This is a genomic window from Micromonospora sp. Utrum1, assembly GCF_057197805.1.
Genome location: NZ_CM170071.1, coordinates 6,556,575 through 6,571,911, shown reverse-complemented (window position 1 = coordinate 6,571,911; position 15,337 = coordinate 6,556,575). Strand labels below are relative to the sequence as shown.

The window sequence follows — 15,337 nt, the reverse complement described above, 5'->3', positions numbered from 1 at the left end:
CGAAGACCTGCCTCCTCCACGGGCGGCGGGTGACGGAGCCAAGGGGGTTGGTTCCGTCACCCGCCGCCCATTTTCGTCCCCACCCGGTCCGGGTGAGGACGGCTCACCCCGTCCGGCGGCACCCTCGGGGCATGACGACCACCTCCGCCGTCCGTACCGACCAGGACATCCAGCGGGACGTGCTCGCCGAGCTGGACTGGGACGCGCAGACCCGGCCGACCGAGATCGGGGTGACCGTCGCCGACGGCGTGGTCACGCTGACCGGCCAGGTCGACAGCTACGCCCGGCGCTGGGCCGCCGAGCGCTGCGCGCACCGGGTCCGCGGCGTCCGCGCCGTCGCCAGCGACCTGGAGGTACAGCTGCCGGCGACCGAGGAGCGCACCGACGCCGACATCGCGATCGCGGCCAGCCGGGCCCTGGAGTGGGACAGCTTCGTCCCCGCCGAGCGGCTCGACGTGACCGTCGCCGACGGCTGGGTCATGCTCCGCGGCGAGGTGGAGTACGGCTTCCAGCGCCGCACCGCCGAGCGGGAGCTGCGCCGGCTGCGCGGCGTACGCGGGGTGACCAACCTGGTCGAGGTGCGCCCGCCCATCCCGCCCAGCGACGAGCAGAACCGCCGCGACCTGCAACGGGTGCTGCTCCGGCGGACCGGCACCGAACGCATCGAGGTGCGGGTCAGCGGGGACACCGTGCTGCTCGACGGGGTGGTCCGCTCCTGGTGGCAGCGGGAGGAGGCCGAACGGGCGGCCTGGGCCACGCCGGGCGTGCGGGAGGTGCACGACCGGATCCTGGTGGCCGGCTGAGGCACCGTTTACCGCCCGGAGCGTCGGGAAACCGCCGACGCCGGGGGACATCGGGGAGGACTCGTGGCCGTGAACCAGCCGTCGTCGGACCGCCCGCGGGCCGGGCCCGTGCGGATCGCCATGGTGGTCCCGCCCTGGCTGTCCGTGCCGCCGGCCGGCTACGGCGGCCTGGAGCACCTGGTGGCCGGGCTGGTGGACGCCCTGGTCGACCGCGGGCACGCGGTGACCCTGTTCGGCGCCGGCCAGGAGAACGGCACCGCCGGCGACTTCGTCTCCACCTGCGCGGACCTGCAGTACGCCCGGCTCGGTGAGTCGCTGCCCGAGCTGGCCCACCTGGCCCACGTCAACCGGCTGGTCGACCCGGCCGACTTCGACCTGGTGCACGACCACACCACGATCGGCCCGCTGCTCGCCGGCCGCCGCCGGGTGCCCACCGTGGCCACCGTGCACGGCAACCCGGTGGGCGAGTACGGCACCGTGCTCAGCAACACCGACGAGGGGGTGGGCCTGGTGGCGATCTCGCACGCCCAGCGCCGGGCCAACCCGGGCCTGCCCTGGGTGGGCACGGTGCACAACGCGATGGCGCTGCGGGAGGTCCCGCGCAAGCGCAACCCGGGCCGCGGGCCGGTGCTCTGGCTGGCCCGGTTCAGCCCGGACAAGGGCCCCGACGTCGCGATCCGCGCCTGCCGGGCGGCCGGCCTGTCGCTCACACTGGCCGGCAAGTGCAACGAGCCCGCCGAGCGGCGCTATTTCGAGCAGGTGGTCGAGCCGCTGCTGGAGGAGGATGTCACCGTGGTGCTCAACGCCGACCGGGAGGCCACCCAGCGGCTGCTGTTCGACGCCCGCTGCCTGATCATGCCGATCCAGTGGGCGGAGCCGTTCGGCATGGTGATGGTGGAGGCGATGGCGACCGGCACGCCGGTGGTGGCGCTGCGCCGGGGCGCCGTGCCGGAGCTGGTCCGGGACGGGGTCACCGGGTTCGTCCGCGACCGCGCGGAGGAGCTGCCGGCGGCGCTGCGCGAGGCGTCCCGTCTCGACCCGGGCGACTGCATCATGCACGTCGCGGAACACTTCTCGGTCGACCGGATGGCCGTCGGCTACGAGTCGGTGTACCGGAGCTTCCTGGCCGACCGGGCCGACCTGGCGGGGCAGCGCGAGCCCGCCCGGCCGGTCACCCGCTGACCGTCAGGTGCGTCCCGTCGCCAGTTCCGCGGCGGCGGCGTCGAGCTGCCGGGCGTACCCGGGGCTGATGCTGCCCTCGCGCTGCCGGTCGGCGATCTTCCCGCGGAGCCGGTCCACGGCGGCGGTCAGCCCGCCGTCGCCGGTCGCGGCGGTGGCGTTGCGCAGCAGGTTGCGCAGGTCCACGCCGACGTCGCCGCGGATCTGGCCGTCCGCCAGCCCGGCCTCGATCAGCCCCTCCACCCGGTGCGCCGCCTCGACCAGGCCGGTGCCGGCCGGTGGGGTCGGCGCGGCGGTCGCCGGCCGGCGGGTAGGGCCGGCCGGCGGCGGGGTGGTCGGCGTGCCGTGGCTCGGCGCCGTGGACGGTGCCAGCACGGGCCCGGCGGTCGGCGACACCCGCGGCGGCCCCTGGTCGTCGGGCACCAGGGCGGGCACCAGCAGCGCGGCGCCCGCGACCACCACCACGCCGGCCGCGACCAGGGGCAGTGCCCGGCGGCGCCGGGACGCCCCGGCCGGGCCGGGCGCGGGGTCCGCGGGCGGCGCCGGCGCCGGGGTGGGCAGGGCCGGCAGGGTCACGGTCGGGGCCAGCATGGTGGCGGCCTGCGGGTCGGCGGGCAGCAGTTGGTCGCGCAGCACCGCCGCCACCTGGTGCGCGGTGGGCCGCCGCCGCGGGTCGCGGGCCAGGCAGCGCAGGCAGATCTCCGCGACCGGCGCGGGCAGCCCGGGTACGCCGTCCAGCGTGGGCGCGGCACCCTCGGCCAGCGCCGCGCTGAGCTGCTCCCAGGTGTCCGCCGGGTACGGCGGCTGCCCGGTCAGCGTCTCGAAGAGCAGCACCCCCAGCGAGTAGACGTCGGTGGCCGGCTGGGCCGGCGACCCGTCCAGCCGCTCCGGCGCCACGTAGGCCGGGGTGCCGAAGGTGCCGCCGTCCTCGTCCTCGTCCGGCGCGCCGACCCGGGTGGCGATGCCGAAGTCGAGCACCTTGGCGCCGACCCGGGTCATCATCACGTTGGCCGGGGTGATGTCGCGGTGCACGATGCCCAGCCGGTGCGCCGCGGCCACCGCCTCGGCCACCTGCGCGCCGGTCTCCAGCGCCGCCGGCCAGGGCAGCGGCCCCTCGGTGAGGCGGTGCTCCAGCTCCTCGCCGCTGAGCAGCTCCATCACCACGAACGAGGTGATCGACCCGTCCGGCGCCACCGTCTCGCCGTAGTCGTGCACGGCGGTGACGTGCGGGTGGACGAGCTGGGCGGCGGAGCGGGCCTCCTCGCGCACCATGTCGCGGAACCGGGCGTCGGCGGCGAGTGAGGGGGCGAGCACCTTGACCGCCACCACCCGGTCGAGCACCTCGTCGCGGGCCCGCCAGATCACCGACATGCCGCCGGCCCCGATCTGGTCGATGAGCCGGTACCTGCGGGCCAGCAGCCGGCCGGCGTGCAGCGTCGCCTTCACATCGCACCTGCCTGGGCTTGGGAGCGGTATCAGGTTGCGCGAATGTGTCCGGCGTGTCAACGGGTGTCCGTTCCCTGATCGCGTCCCGCGCCGGGCCGATCGCGCCCGGTGACCGGCACGGCCGGCCGGGAACGGCTCCGAGGGCGGGTTGCGCGGCGCGTGCCAGGATGAACGGCATGGCAGGCGGTCCGGTGGCGTTCGTGCTCGGCGGCGGGGGAGTGCTCGGCGCGGTCGAGGTGGGCATGCTCCGCGCCCTGTTTCGGGCCCGGATCAAGCCCGACATGGTGCTCGGCACCTCCATCGGCGCGGTCAACGGCGCCCTGGTCGCCGCCGACCCGAGCGAGGCGGTCACCGACCGGCTGGTCCGGCTCTGGGCCTCGCCGGAGGCGAGCGAGGTGTACGGCGACTCGGTCGCCCGGCAGCTGCGCCGCTTCGCGGCGCGTACCCACCTGCACTCGCCCCGGCCGCTGCGCCGGCTGCTGGAGAGCGAACTGGGCGCGGACACCACCTTCGCCGACCTGAAGGTGCCGTTCCGCTGCTGCGCGGCGAACATCGAGCGCGCCGCCGAGCACTGGTTCCACAGCGGACCGGTGGTGCCGGCGGTGCTCGCCTCCGCCTCGGTGCCCGGGCTGCTGCCGCCGGCCCAGATCGACGGGCTGCACTACATCGACGGCGGGGTGGTCAACTCGATCCCGGTCGGCGAGGCCGTCGTGGCCGGCGCGACGCAGATCTTCGTGCTCCAGGTGGGCCGGATCGAGCGCGAGCTGAGCCCGCCCCGCCGGCCCTGGGAGATCGCCCAGGTGGCGTTCGAGATCGCCCGCCGGCACCGGTTCGCCCGGGAGATGGCGGCGCTGCCGGAGGGGGTGGCGGTGCACGTGCTGCCGACCGGCGGCCTCGATCCGCGTGACGACAGCCCGTGGGCGTACCGGGACATGGCGGCGGTGGGGCGGCGGATCAGCCGGGCGTACACCGCCTCGCGCCGCTACCTGGACACCGCGCTGGAGCGCTGATGCCACTGCCGCCGCGGTGGTTACGCCGGATGCTGCTCGCGCCCGGCGTGGTGCTGCTCGCCGTCATCGTGGTGACCACCCTGCCGGCCTGGGCGCTGCTGGCCCTGGCCGCGTCGCCGCTGGTGCCGGGGCGGCTGCGCCCGCTGCGGCTGCTCTGGATCGGCACGGTCTACCTGGTCTGGGACGCGGCCGCGCTGCTCGCCCTCTTCGTGCTCTGGCTGGCCTCGGGCTTCGGCGCGCACAAGCGGTCGCCGGCCTTCCAGCGGGCCCACTACGTGCTCGCCGGCCACTTCCTGCGGGTGCTGTTCTGGCAGGCCCGGTGGACGCTGCGGCTGCGCATCGACGTGGTCGGCACCGACCCGGACACCGCGCTGCCCGGCCGCCCCGAGCTGGTGCTCTGCCGGCACGCCGGGCCGGGCGACTCGTTCATCCTGATCCACGCGCTGGTCAACTGGTTCCACCGGGAGCCGCGGATCGTGCTCAAGGAGACCCTCCAGTGGGACCCGGCGATCGACGTCCTGCTCAACCGCCTGCCCAACCGGTTCATCGCGCCGGGCCCGGACGGGCGGGAGTCGGCGATCCGGCAGGTCGGCCACCTCGCCACCGGCCTGGACGACGACGACGCGTTCGTGATCTTTCCGGAGGGCGGCAACTTCACCCCGAAGCGCCGGCTGCGGGCCATCGCCCGGCTGCGCGCCCTCGGCCTGGAGCGGATGGCGCTGCGTGCCGAACGGATGCGGCACGTGCTCGCCCCGCAGCCTGGCGGGCTGCTCGCCGCCCTCGACGCCGCCCCGGACGCCGGGGTGATCTTCGTGGCGCACACCGGGCTGGACCAGATGGTCACCGTCGCCGACGTGTGGCGCGAGCTGCCGATGGACAAGCGGATCGTGATGCGGTTCTGGTCGGTCCCGCCGGAGGAGGTGCCGGTCGGGAGGCAGGAGCGCATCGACTGGCTGTTCGACTGGTGGGCCCGCATCGACCGGTGGATCGCCGCCAGCCGGGACGGGGCGACCGCCGACTGAGACCGGTACGGTGCGCGTGCAGCGGACCGGCCGGAGCGCCACGTAGGGTGCGCTGGTGGAGCAGATCTGCGTGGTGACGACGGTGGTGGACGCCCGCGCCGTCGCGGACGTGCTGGCGGCCGCGGCCGTCGCCGGCCGGCTGGCGGCGTGCGCCCAGGTCGGCGGGCAGGTGGACAGCACCTACTGGTGGCAGTCGGCGATCCAGACCACGGCCGAGTGGTCGGTCCAGCTCAAGACCGCGCCGGACCGGGTGGACGCGCTGGTCGACCAGATCCGCGCCAACCACCCGTACGAGGTGCCGGAGATCCTGGTCACCCGGGTGGAGAGCGGCAACCCGGACTACGCCGCCTGGGTGCACGACCACACCCGCCCCTAGGTACGCCTACTCTGTCCGCCCGCCCGGCCGGTCACGATGCTGGCGGGGTGGAGAACACCGGCTACCCCTGCCCCGGCTGCGGCGCTCCCGCCGACCTCGCCTCCGGCTGTCCCGGCTGCGGCCGGCCCCCGTACCCGCCGGCCGCCGAGGTGGTCGGGCTGGACCGGGAGATCGCCGGGCTGGCCCCGCGGGTTGAGGCGGCCCGGGTCGCGTACCAGGAGCTGGCCGGGCGGCTGTCCACGGCCCGGCAGCGGCGGGCTGAGCTGGCCGCCCGGATCCGCCTGGAGATCCCGGCGCCGCGCTCGGTCGTGCCCGCCCCGCCGGTGCGCCCGCAGCCGGCCCCCGCACCGGTACGCCCCGGCGGCGCGGAGACCTCCACCCGCGCCGTGCAGGGCCTGCTCTTCGTCCTCGGTGGACTGCTGCTCGGCACCGCGGCGGTGGTCTTCACCGCGGTCGCCTGGGCCGCGTTCGGGGTCACCGGGCGGGCGCTGATCCTGCTCGCCGTCACCGCCCTGGCGCTCGCCGCGCCGCTGGTGGCCCGGGCGCGCGGGCTGCGCGGCACCGCCGAGACGTTCGCCGCGGTGGGCCTGCTCCTGGTGCTCCTCGACGGGTACGCCGCCTGGTCGGTGGACCTGTTCGGGGTGGCCGGCTGGCCGGGCAGCCGGTACACCGCGCTGGTCGGTGGGATCGGCGCGGCGGTCGCGGCCGGGTACGCGCGGCTGAGCCGGCTGACCGTGCCCTGGTTCGCGGCGCTGCTGACCGCCCAGCCGGTGCTGCCCCTGGCCGCGGCGGCCGCCGAGCCGTCCGCCGCCGGCTGGGCGCTGGTCCTGACCGCGCTGGCGCTGGGCGACCTCGTGGTGGTGGTCGCCCTGCGCGGCAGGGCCGGGCTGGCCGGCGGCGTCCCGGCGCCGGTGGGGACCGGTGGGGGCGGGTTGGCCGGCGGGGGGCCGGTTCAGCCCGACCCGGGGGCGCGGATCGGGGGAGCGGCGGCCGGCGGGGGGCCGGCCGCCGCACCGCCGTCCGGCGTGACCGCGCCGCTCCCGGCCGGCGCATCGCCGGCCCGGCGCGCCGGATGGGTGCTCGGCTGGGTCGGGCACGGCGTCGCGCTGGTCCTGGCGGCCGGCTGCGCGCTGGTGCCGCTGGTCCTCGGGCGCGCGGCCGGCACCCCGTTGCTGGCCGGCGGTCCGCTGCTGGTGGTGGCGCTCGCCCTGGTCGCCGGGGCGCTGGCGGCGGGCGGCCGGACCCACCGGGTCGTCACCGGCGGGCTGTTGGTGGTGGTGCTCGCCGCCGCGCTGATCCGGCCGGTCGCCGCGCTGCGGCCCGGGTTGCTGCTGCTGGCGGCGGGGCTGGTGGTGGTCGCGCTGGCCGGCGCGGTCCGGGCGCTGCCGGCGGGGCCGCGGACCGCGCTGGCCGGCGCGGTCCGGGCGCTGCCGGCGGGGCCGCGGACCGGCCCCCGGCTGGGCGCCCTCCTGGTGGCCGCCGGCCTGGGTCAGGTCGTCACCGTCCTCACCGGGCTGGTCGCCGCCGCCACCGCGGCCGCCGCGTTCCCGGCCTGGCAGGGCGGGCGGGCCGCTCCGGTCCCGTCCTGGGGGTGGCAGCTCCCGGTGGCCGTGCTGCTCACCGCGGGGGCGGTCGCCCTGCTCGCGCCCCGGGCCGCCCGGCCGCTGGTCGGGGTGGTCGGCGGCGCGCTGGCTGTGCTGGCCGCGCCGGCCGTGGTGGCCACCCCGTGGCCGCTGGTGCTGGTCGCCGACCTGGCCGCGGCCGCCGTGCTGCTGCTCGCGGTGGTCGCCCGGCCGCGCCGCCGGTACCCGACCGTGGTGGGCGCCGCGCTCACCGCGGCCGGCCTGCTCGGGCACGCCCTGCTGGTCGCTTGCGCCGCGCCGGCCGGCGCGGTCGCCACGCTCGCCGTCCTGGCCGCGCTCGGCACGACCGTGGCGGCGCGGGGCCGCCGGGGCCGGGGCGCGCAGCCGGTCATCGCCGGGGTGGCGCTGGCCGTGGCGCTGCTCGCCGTGCCGGCGGTGGTGGCCGTCGCGCTGTTCGGCCTCGGCGCGCCGCCCTGGTGGCAGCTCCGCGGCGCGGCCGTCGCCGTCGGGGTGCCCTTGGTCGCCGTCCTCGCCGTCCGCCGCCACTGGCCCGACCTGCACGGGCACGCCTCGACCGGCCTCGCCGTGGCGCTCGCGGCGGTCGGCCTCGGGCCGCTGGTCGTACCGGGCGCGGAACCGGTGGCGCTCTACGCCGCCGTCGGGGCGCTGCTGGCGCTGGCTGCCGGGGGCGGCGCCAGACCCGGTCCCGCCCCGCGGGCGGTGGGCGCCGCGCTGGCCGGCCTGGCGCTGGTGGCCGCCACCCCGGTCGCGCTGGCGGTGCTGCTGGACCTGCCCGTCCGGCCCTGGTCCGGGGTGCCCGCCGTCGAGCCCTCGCCGGCGGCGGCCCGCCCCGGGCTGGTGCTGCTGCTGCTCGGGGCCGCCGCGGCGGCGTACGCCCGGATCGCGACGGCGCCGGGTCGCGGCGCGGCGTCGGACGCGCCGAGCGGGAGCCGTCGGAGCGGCGGCCGCTGGCTGCCCGCGCTGGCCGCGCTGCCGTTCGGCGCGGTGGCTCTGCCGATGCTGCTGGCGGCGGCCGGCGCACCGTGGCCGGTGGTGCCCGCCCTGGTCTTCGGGACCGGGGTGGCCGCGCTGCTGCTGGCCGCGCTGGCCGGCCCGCGCCCGGCGGCGCTGCCGGTCCTGCTGCCGCTGGGGCTCGCCCTCACGGCCCTCGGGCTGGGTGGCCTCGTCGCCACCCGGGCCGGGACACTGGCCGGGCTGGGGGTGCTGGTCGTCGCGGCGGCCGTGGCGGGGGCGGCCGGGCGGCGGGCCGAGGTCCGCCTGGCCGGCTGGCTGGGCGCCGTGGCGGCGGCCACGGGCTTCGCGTTCACCGCGGCGCTGGCCGGCGGGCTGCCGCTGCGTACCGCCGGGTTCGCGGTGCTGGCCGTCGCGGTGGTGACCCTGCACGCGGCGCCGGCGCTGCGCGCCCGGACCGCCGACGCGCCCGGCGCGGCTGGGGCGCAGTCGGCCGGTCCGGCGGACGCCGGTGATGCGGTCAGTCCGGCGGGTGCGGGTGATTCGGCCGGTCCGGCGGGCGCGGGTGATTCGGCCGGCCCGGCGGGTGCCGGTGATTCGGCCGGTCCGGCGGGTGCCGGTGATGGGGTCGGTCCGGCGGGCGCGGCTGATGCTGCCGGTCCGGCCCGGGCGGGCGATGCGACCCGTCCGGATCGCATGAGCGCGGCGACCGCGGCGGTGGCGCTGGAGGCGGCGGCGCAGGCGGTGGCCCTGCTGGCGCTGCTGCTCACCGGCGGCGCGCTGCGGCACGCGGCGGCGGTCTGCGTGCTGTGGGGCGTGGCCGTGGCGGTCCGGGTGCTGCGCCGGGACGAGACGCCGGCCCGGCGGTGGGGCCTCGCCGCGGTCGCCGGCGGCAGCGAACTGCTCGGCGGCTGGCTGCTGCTGGCCGCCGGTGGGGTGGCGGTGCTGGAGGCGTACACCCTGCCGGCTGCGGCGCTCGCCCTCGGCGCGGGCCTGCTCGCGCTGCGGTCGCGCCCGGGGCTGAACAGTTGGCTGGCGCTCGGCCCGGGGCTCGGCGCGGCGCTGCTGCCCAGCCTGGTCTCGGTGCTGGCCGCGCCGGACCCGCAGCCGGCCCGCCGGCTGGCCCTCGGCCTGGCGGCGCTCGGCGCGGTGCTCGGCGGGGCGGTCCGGCGCTGGCAGGCGCCGGTCCTGCTGGGCGCGGCGACCCTGGTCCCGCTGGCCCTGCACGAGCTGGCCCGGGGCTGGGACCTGCTGCCCCGCTGGATCTTCCTGGGCCTGGGCGGCCTGGCGCTGATCGCCCTCGCCGCCACCTACGAGCGGCGCCGCCGGGACCTGGACCGGCTCCGGGCCGCGGTGGGCCGGATGGGGTAGGGCTAGCACCACCCCGAGCTGGGGGGTTGCCGGGATTACCCAGCGCAGTTGATCCGGGCAGAATCAGTTACACAGAGTCGCGCCGACGGCGTGGCAGACCGACCGGGAGCGGGGATCGGATGACCTCATCGACGTTGACGGCGCCGGCGGCACGGCGGGGCAGCGACTACGCGCGACTGTCCCGCCGGGTCGCCGCCGCCGGCCTGTTCGACCGCAGACCCGGCCGGTACGCGGCCCGGATCGCGCTCACCCTGGGCGCCTTCCTGGCCGGCTGGGCCGTGGTGGTGGCGGTCGGCGACTCCTGGTGGCAGCTGCCGCTGGCGGCGGTGATGGCGGTGGCCACCACCCAGGTGGCGTTCCTCGGGCACGACGCCGGCCACCGGCAGATGTTCCGCCGGCGCGGCCCGAGCGAGGCCGCCGGCCTGGTCGCCGGGAACCTCGCGGTCGGGCTGAGCTACGGCTGGTGGGTGGACAAGCACAACCGGCACCACGCCAACCCGAACCACGCCGACGAGGACCCGGACGTCGGGGCGGGCGCGCTGGTCTGGACGTACGAGCAGGCGACGGCGACCCGGGGAGTGAGCCGGTGGATGGCCCGGCGGCAGGCGTGGCTGTTCTTCCCGCTGCTGCTGCTGGAGGGGCTGGCGCTGCACGTGGCCAGCGTGCGGGCGGTGGTCGGCCGGGAGCCGGACGGCCGGTGGCGCACCCCGGTCCGCCGCCGCGCGGTGGAGGGGCTGCTGCTCCTCGCGCACGCCGTCGGCTACCTCGGCCTGCTGTTCGCGGTCATGTCGCCCGGCCGGGCGCTGCTCTTCGCGGCCGTCCACCAGGGGCTGTGGGGCCTCTACATGGGCTGCGCGTTCGCCCCGAACCACAAGGGCATGCCGATGCCCACCGCCGAGGACGACCTCGACTTCCTGCGCAAGCAGGTGCTGACCTCGCGCAACGTGCGCGGCGGGCGGTTCGTCGACGTGGCGCTGGGTGCGCTCAACTACCAGATCGAGCACCACCTCTTCCCGAACATGCCCCGGGCCAACCTGCGGCGGGCCCGGCCCATCGTCCGTGCCTACTGCGCCGAGCAGGGCATCCCGTACGCGGAGACGGGGCTGTTCGAGTCGTACCGGCAGGCGCTGGCGCACCTGCACGAGGTGGGCCGCCCGCTGCGGCAGGGCTGAGCCGGCCGGACCGGGCGGAGGCGCTGGTCGCCCCCCGCCCGGCACCGGCTCAGGAACCGCCGGTGAAGGCCTGGGCGAGCTCCGCCGGGGCCTCCTCGGTGTCGGCCGCCGCGGGCTTGCTGAGCCGCACGGGCGCGCCGAAGTCGGTGTAGCTGGCCGTCATCATGCCGAGCATCGGGTTGATCGGACCCAGGTCCATCTCGAAGACGGTGAGCCGACCCCCCTCGTCCACGGTCGCGGTGAACGGGACGGCCTTAGCCTTGTCGCCCGCCGCCGCCAGCGACTTCGGGTCGGCCCCGGTCCGGGTGTAGTCGAGCGTGCCGGCGTACGACCGGTCGCCGGTGCGCCGCACGTCGACCACGGCCGAGAGCAGCTTCTTCACCCCGCCCGGGTCGTCGGCCGGCATGAGGCCCAGCTGCCCGCCGGAGAGGTTGCCGGCGTCCATGTGCAGCCACTTCTTCGACCCGCCCAGCTGCTTGCCGAGCAGCCCGCTCAGCTTCAGGTAGGCGTCGTTGCCGATCACCAGGCTGTGCACCCCGCCCAGCTCGCCGAGGCTGAGGGTTACGTCCATGGTCCGCGCCGTCGGGTCGGCAACCCCGGTGGCGGTGAGCATCGACGAGCTGACCTTGACCCGCATGCTCTGCTCGTTGAGCCGCTGGATCGCCGCGGTCAGCTCGGTGGTCGGCTCGGCCGTCGGGCTCGCCGACGCCGCGGCGGCGCCCCGGTCGGCTGACGCGTCCGCGCCGGTCCGGCTGCCGCATCCGGTCAGGCCGAGACCGAGGACGGTGACGAGCGCGACCCCCGTGGTCGCCAGCCGTCGTGTCTTCATCGTGGTTCGTCTCCTCAGCGAAGGGTGGGCGGCGCGGCCGTTCCCGGCCGGGCCGGCGGTCAGCCTAGCCGCCACCGGCGAGCGGCGAGGGTCGATTCCGGCGTGCGTGAAATGGCGCCCGTCGGCGCTGCCGGTAGGGTCGTCGCATGGCAGACCTGCTCACCGCGGCGGCGGTGCGAGCCGAGGCGGGGCGGCCGGCCCCGACCCGGCGGATCGACGACACTGTCCGGAGCGCGGCATGAGATTCGAGATCAGCAAGGTGCTGGACGCCATCGAGGGTCGGGTCTGCACCGATCCCTCGCTGGCCCGGGCCGTGGTCGACCTGGCCGAGGTGATCCGCTGGCAGGACCTGGACGGCGGGCGGCCGGCCAGCCTGCTGCGGCTCGGCATGGTGATCGACGCGCTGTCCCGGCAGCTGGAGGAGGACAGCGTCCCGGTCTACGCGATCGTGCACCGGGCCCTGCTCTCCGACGCGGACCTGACCTCCAACGAGCGGATGGTCGTGCGGCGCTGGGCCGACGACGGCCTGGTCGAGGTGCTCGACCACCCCGGCGACCGGATGCTGGAGGTGGCCGACCTGCTCGGCCTGCCGGTGCTCAGCCGGGTCCGGTTCGACGGGCTGGGTGGGCGCTGGCCGTGGCTCGGCCAGCCCGGCCGGGTGCTCGCCCCGGTGCCGGGGGCCGGCGGCCCGGTCTTCATCGCGCACGTCGGTGGCGGGCAGAGCCCGGTCTCCGGCAGCCGCTCGCCGGCCGGCACGAAGCTGCTCGCCCGGCAGTGGCGCTGCCCCGAGCCCGGGTGCGCGCTGTTCGGCGGCGGCGGGGGCGGAGGCTCCTTCGCCGACCTGGCCCGGGTGGACCGCGCCCCGGCCGGGCAGCCGCCACCCGCGCTGCGCAACGGCGTACCGACCTGCCCCCGGCACGGCGCCCGGCTGGGCGACGCCGGGCCGCGGCCGCGTACCGCGGTGCTGGCGGTGCGGATCGGCGGGCTGGTCCGGCGGCGGTTCGTGCTCACCGAGACCCAGCCGGTGCTGGTCGGGCGGGCGCCGGAGGCCACCGGCGGGATCGTGCTCGGCCAGTGGCTCAACGACGAGGCGCGGCGCTGGATCAGCCGCAACCACGTCCGGTTCGAGCTGCGGGTGGGCGAGGTGGTGGTGACCGACACCAGCACCAACGGCTCCGGCATCCGGCCGGGCGGCTCGATGGCCGAACCGGACCGGATCACACTGGCCCCGCAGCAGTCCCGGGTGGTGGGCGAGGGCGACCTCGTCGAGCTCTACCCGGGCGTGCAGATCGGCCGCGCCGACGAGGTGGCCAGCGACGCCAAGTTCAGCCCGACCTCGGTGATGGCCGAGGCGCCGACCATGGCCATGCGGCTGCCGCGTCCCTGACGCGACGCGAAAGGGCGCCGGGACCCGTTGTGGTCCCGGCGCCCTTCCCTCGCGTACGCGGATCAGCCGGCCAGCACGGCGGCGAGCTGCGCCACCGCGTGGTCGATCTCCTCCTCGGTGATCACCAGCGGCGGGGCGAGCCGGATGGTCGAGCCGTGGGTGTCCTTGGCCAGGACGCCCCGCTCCATCAGCCGCTCGCAGGCCTCCCGGCCGGTCATCAGCGCCGGGTCGATGTCCAGCCCGGCCCAGAGGCCCCGGCCCCGGACCGCGACGAGGCCCTTGCCGACCAGGCCACGCAGGCCGGCGTGCAGCCGCTCGCCCAGCTCGGCCGAGCGCCGCTGGAACTCGCCGGTGGCCAGCAGCCGGACCACCTCGGTGGCGACCGCGCAGGCCAGCGGGTTGCCGCCGAAGGTCGAGCCGTGCTGGCCCGGCTTGAGCACCCCGAGCACGTCGGCGTTCGCGGCGACCGCCGAGACCGGCACGATGCCGCCGCCGAGCGCCTTGCCCAGCAGGTACATGTCCGGGACGACGCCCTCCTGCTCGCAGGCGAACGTGGTGCCGGTGCGGCCCAGGCCCGACTGGATCTCGTCGGCGATGAAGAGCACGTTCCGGTCGGTGCAGACCTGGCGCACGCCCGGCAGGTAGCCCTCCGGCGGCACCACGACGCCCTGCTCACCCTGGATCGGCTCGAGCAGCACGGCCACGGTGTTCTCGTCGATCGCGGCGGTCAGCGCCGCCAGGTCGCCGTAGGGGACCACGGTGAAGCCCGGCGTGTACGGCCCGAAGTCGGCGCGGGCGTCCTCGTCGGTGGAGAAGCTGACGATGGTGGTGGTCCGGCCGTGGAAGTTCCCCTCGGCGACCACGATGTTGGCCTGGCCCGGGGTCACGCCCTTGACCTGGTAGCCCCACTTGCGGGCGACCTTGATGCCGGTCTCCACCGCCTCGGCGCCGGTGTTCATCGGCAGCACCAGCTCCTTGCCGCAGAGCGCGGCCAGCTCGCGGCAGAAGTCGGCGAACTGGTCGTGGATGAACGCGCGGCTGGTCAGGGTGAGCCGGTCGAGCTGCGCGTGCGCGGCCTCGATCAGCTTCGGGTGCCGGTGGCCGAAGTTCAGCGCCGAGTAGCCGGCCAGGCAGTCCAGGTAGCGCCGGCCGTCCACGTCGGTCAGCCAGGCGCCCTCGGCCGACGAGATCACCACAGGCAGCGGGTGGTAGTTGTGCGCCGTGTGACGCTCCGCGTCCCGTACCGCGGAGGGCGTCCGCAGCATGTCGTCGATGATCACTTGACTGCCTTTCCCTGACGGAGTCGCAACGTGCAGCACTTCGGTCCGCCGCCGGCCTTGCGCAGCTCGGACAGGTCGATACCGATGGTCTCGTAGCCCCGGTCGCGCAGCTTCGCGGCCAGGTCGGTGGCCTGCGCGGGCAGCACCACGTGCCGCCCGTCGCTGACAGCGTTCAGCCCCAGCACCTCCGCGTCGGCCATGGTGGCGTGGACCGCGTCCGGGAAGAGCCGGCGCAGCACCGCCCGGCTGCCCGGAGAGAACGCCTCCGGCAGGTACGCCACGGTCCGCTCGTCGAGCACGGTGAGCGCGGTGTCCAGGTGGTAGAAGCGCGGGTCCACGAGCTGCATGGTGATCACCGGGTAGCCGAAGACCTCCTGGAGCTGCGCGTGGGAGGCGTGCGCGGTGCGGAAGCCGGTGCCGGCGAGCAGGTGGTCGCCGACCAGCAGGACGTCGCCCTCACCCTCGTTGACGTGCTTCGGGTCGTACATCTCGAAGCCGGCTGCCTCGAACCAGGCCCGGTAGGCGGGCGCCTCGTCGGCGCGCTGCGGGTCGCGGAACTGCACTGCCATGGCCTTACCGTCGATCACCGTGCCACCGTTGGCCGCGAAGACCATGTCCGGCAGGCCGCCGACGGGGTCGATCAGCTCGACCTCGTGGCCCAGGTCGAGGTAGGTCTGGCGGAGCTGCTCCCACTGCCGGATCGCCAGGTCGGCGTCGACCGGGGCGGTGGGGTCCATCCACGGGTTGATCGCGTAGTCGACGGCGAAGTACGTCGGCCGGCACATCAGAAAGCGCTGGCGGGTGGCGTCCATCGTCATGTCGTGCTCCCAGGGGTCGGGCGCGCCCGGCCACCTTGGCCCACGGGCTGGCGCCGTGGTCCAACGGTATGCGCCCCTGGCCGACGACA

Annotated in this window: 12 protein-coding genes; 8 read left to right on the top strand and 4 right to left on the bottom strand. The window is 76.7% G+C overall.

Features of this window, described 5'->3' with window-relative positions; genetic code table 11:
- The first annotated feature begins 131 nt into the window (after window positions 1-131).
- Together AC0OLQ_RS30850 and AC0OLQ_RS30845 are read left to right on the top strand one after the other, a co-directional pair.
- Window positions 132-803 carry a BON domain-containing protein gene (locus AC0OLQ_RS30850; RefSeq protein WP_484529120.1) on the top strand — a complete coding sequence of 224 codons (672 nt, stop codon included), beginning with the start codon at window positions 132-134 and terminating at the stop codon, window positions 801-803.
- A gap of 63 nt (window positions 804-866) precedes the next feature.
- Entirely contained in the window at window positions 867-1,985 is a 1,119-nt protein-coding gene (locus AC0OLQ_RS30845; protein WP_484529119.1) for a glycosyltransferase family 4 protein, read from the top strand.
- A 3-nt stretch (window positions 1,986-1,988) separates the two neighbouring features.
- On the opposite strand, the gene AC0OLQ_RS30840 is transcribed toward AC0OLQ_RS30845, so the two are convergent.
- Window positions 1,989-3,428 carry a serine/threonine-protein kinase gene (locus AC0OLQ_RS30840; RefSeq protein WP_484529118.1) on the bottom strand — a complete coding sequence of 480 codons (1,440 nt, stop codon included), beginning with the start codon at window positions 3,426-3,428 and terminating at the stop codon, window positions 1,989-1,991.
- Between the two features lie 176 nt (window positions 3,429-3,604).
- On the opposite strand from AC0OLQ_RS30840, the gene AC0OLQ_RS30835 reads away from it, so the two are divergent.
- The 5 genes from AC0OLQ_RS30835 to AC0OLQ_RS30815 all read left to right on the top strand — a co-directional run bounded on the left by AC0OLQ_RS30835 (window position 3,605) and on the right by AC0OLQ_RS30815 (window position 10,934).
- The gene (locus AC0OLQ_RS30835) at window positions 3,605-4,438 is read left to right on the top strand and encodes a patatin-like phospholipase family protein (RefSeq protein ID WP_357339194.1); all 834 of its coding nucleotides are present in this window, start codon (window positions 3,605-3,607) and stop codon (window positions 4,436-4,438) included.
- Entirely contained in the window at window positions 4,438-5,460 is a 1,023-nt protein-coding gene (locus AC0OLQ_RS30830) for a 1-acyl-sn-glycerol-3-phosphate acyltransferase (RefSeq protein ID WP_484529117.1), read from the top strand. The genes AC0OLQ_RS30835 and AC0OLQ_RS30830 overlap by 1 nt, the downstream gene beginning before the upstream one ends.
- Window positions 5,461-5,515: 55 nt before the next feature.
- Window positions 5,516-5,836, top strand: a complete 321-nt coding sequence (gene cutA, locus AC0OLQ_RS30825; RefSeq protein WP_357339198.1) for a divalent-cation tolerance protein CutA — start codon at window positions 5,516-5,518, stop codon at window positions 5,834-5,836.
- Window positions 5,837-5,883: 47 nt separating this feature from the next.
- Window positions 5,884-9,762 carry an SCO7613 C-terminal domain-containing membrane protein gene (locus AC0OLQ_RS30820; protein WP_484529116.1) on the top strand — a complete coding sequence of 1,293 codons (3,879 nt, stop codon included), beginning with the start codon at window positions 5,884-5,886 and terminating at the stop codon, window positions 9,760-9,762.
- Between the two features lie 119 nt (window positions 9,763-9,881).
- Window positions 9,882-10,934, top strand: a complete 1,053-nt coding sequence (locus tag AC0OLQ_RS30815) for a fatty acid desaturase family protein (protein ID WP_484529115.1) — start codon at window positions 9,882-9,884, stop codon at window positions 10,932-10,934.
- Window positions 10,935-10,983: 49 nt separating this feature from the next.
- Here AC0OLQ_RS30815 and AC0OLQ_RS30810 read toward each other — a convergent pair whose 3' ends face one another.
- Window positions 10,984-11,763, bottom strand: coding sequence for a hypothetical protein (locus AC0OLQ_RS30810; protein WP_484529114.1), 780 nt, complete (start codon window positions 11,761-11,763; stop codon window positions 10,984-10,986).
- 238 nt (window positions 11,764-12,001) lie between these two features.
- On the opposite strand from AC0OLQ_RS30810, the gene AC0OLQ_RS30805 reads away from it, so the two are divergent.
- Window positions 12,002-13,150: an FHA domain-containing protein gene (locus AC0OLQ_RS30805; protein ID WP_484529113.1), complete on the top strand. Its 1,149-nt coding sequence runs from the start codon at window positions 12,002-12,004 to the stop codon at window positions 13,148-13,150.
- Between the two features lie 62 nt (window positions 13,151-13,212).
- Here AC0OLQ_RS30805 and rocD read toward each other — a convergent pair whose 3' ends face one another.
- Complete coding sequence (gene rocD / locus AC0OLQ_RS30800; RefSeq protein ID WP_484532476.1) at window positions 13,213-14,427, bottom strand: ornithine--oxo-acid transaminase; 1,215 nt, start codon at window positions 14,425-14,427, stop codon at window positions 13,213-13,215.
- Entirely contained in the window at window positions 14,427-15,242 is an 816-nt protein-coding gene (gene ddaH, locus AC0OLQ_RS30795) for a dimethylargininase (RefSeq protein ID WP_357339346.1), read from the bottom strand. The genes rocD and ddaH overlap by 1 nt, the downstream gene beginning before the upstream one ends.
- Window positions 15,243-15,337: the final 95 nt, after the last annotated feature.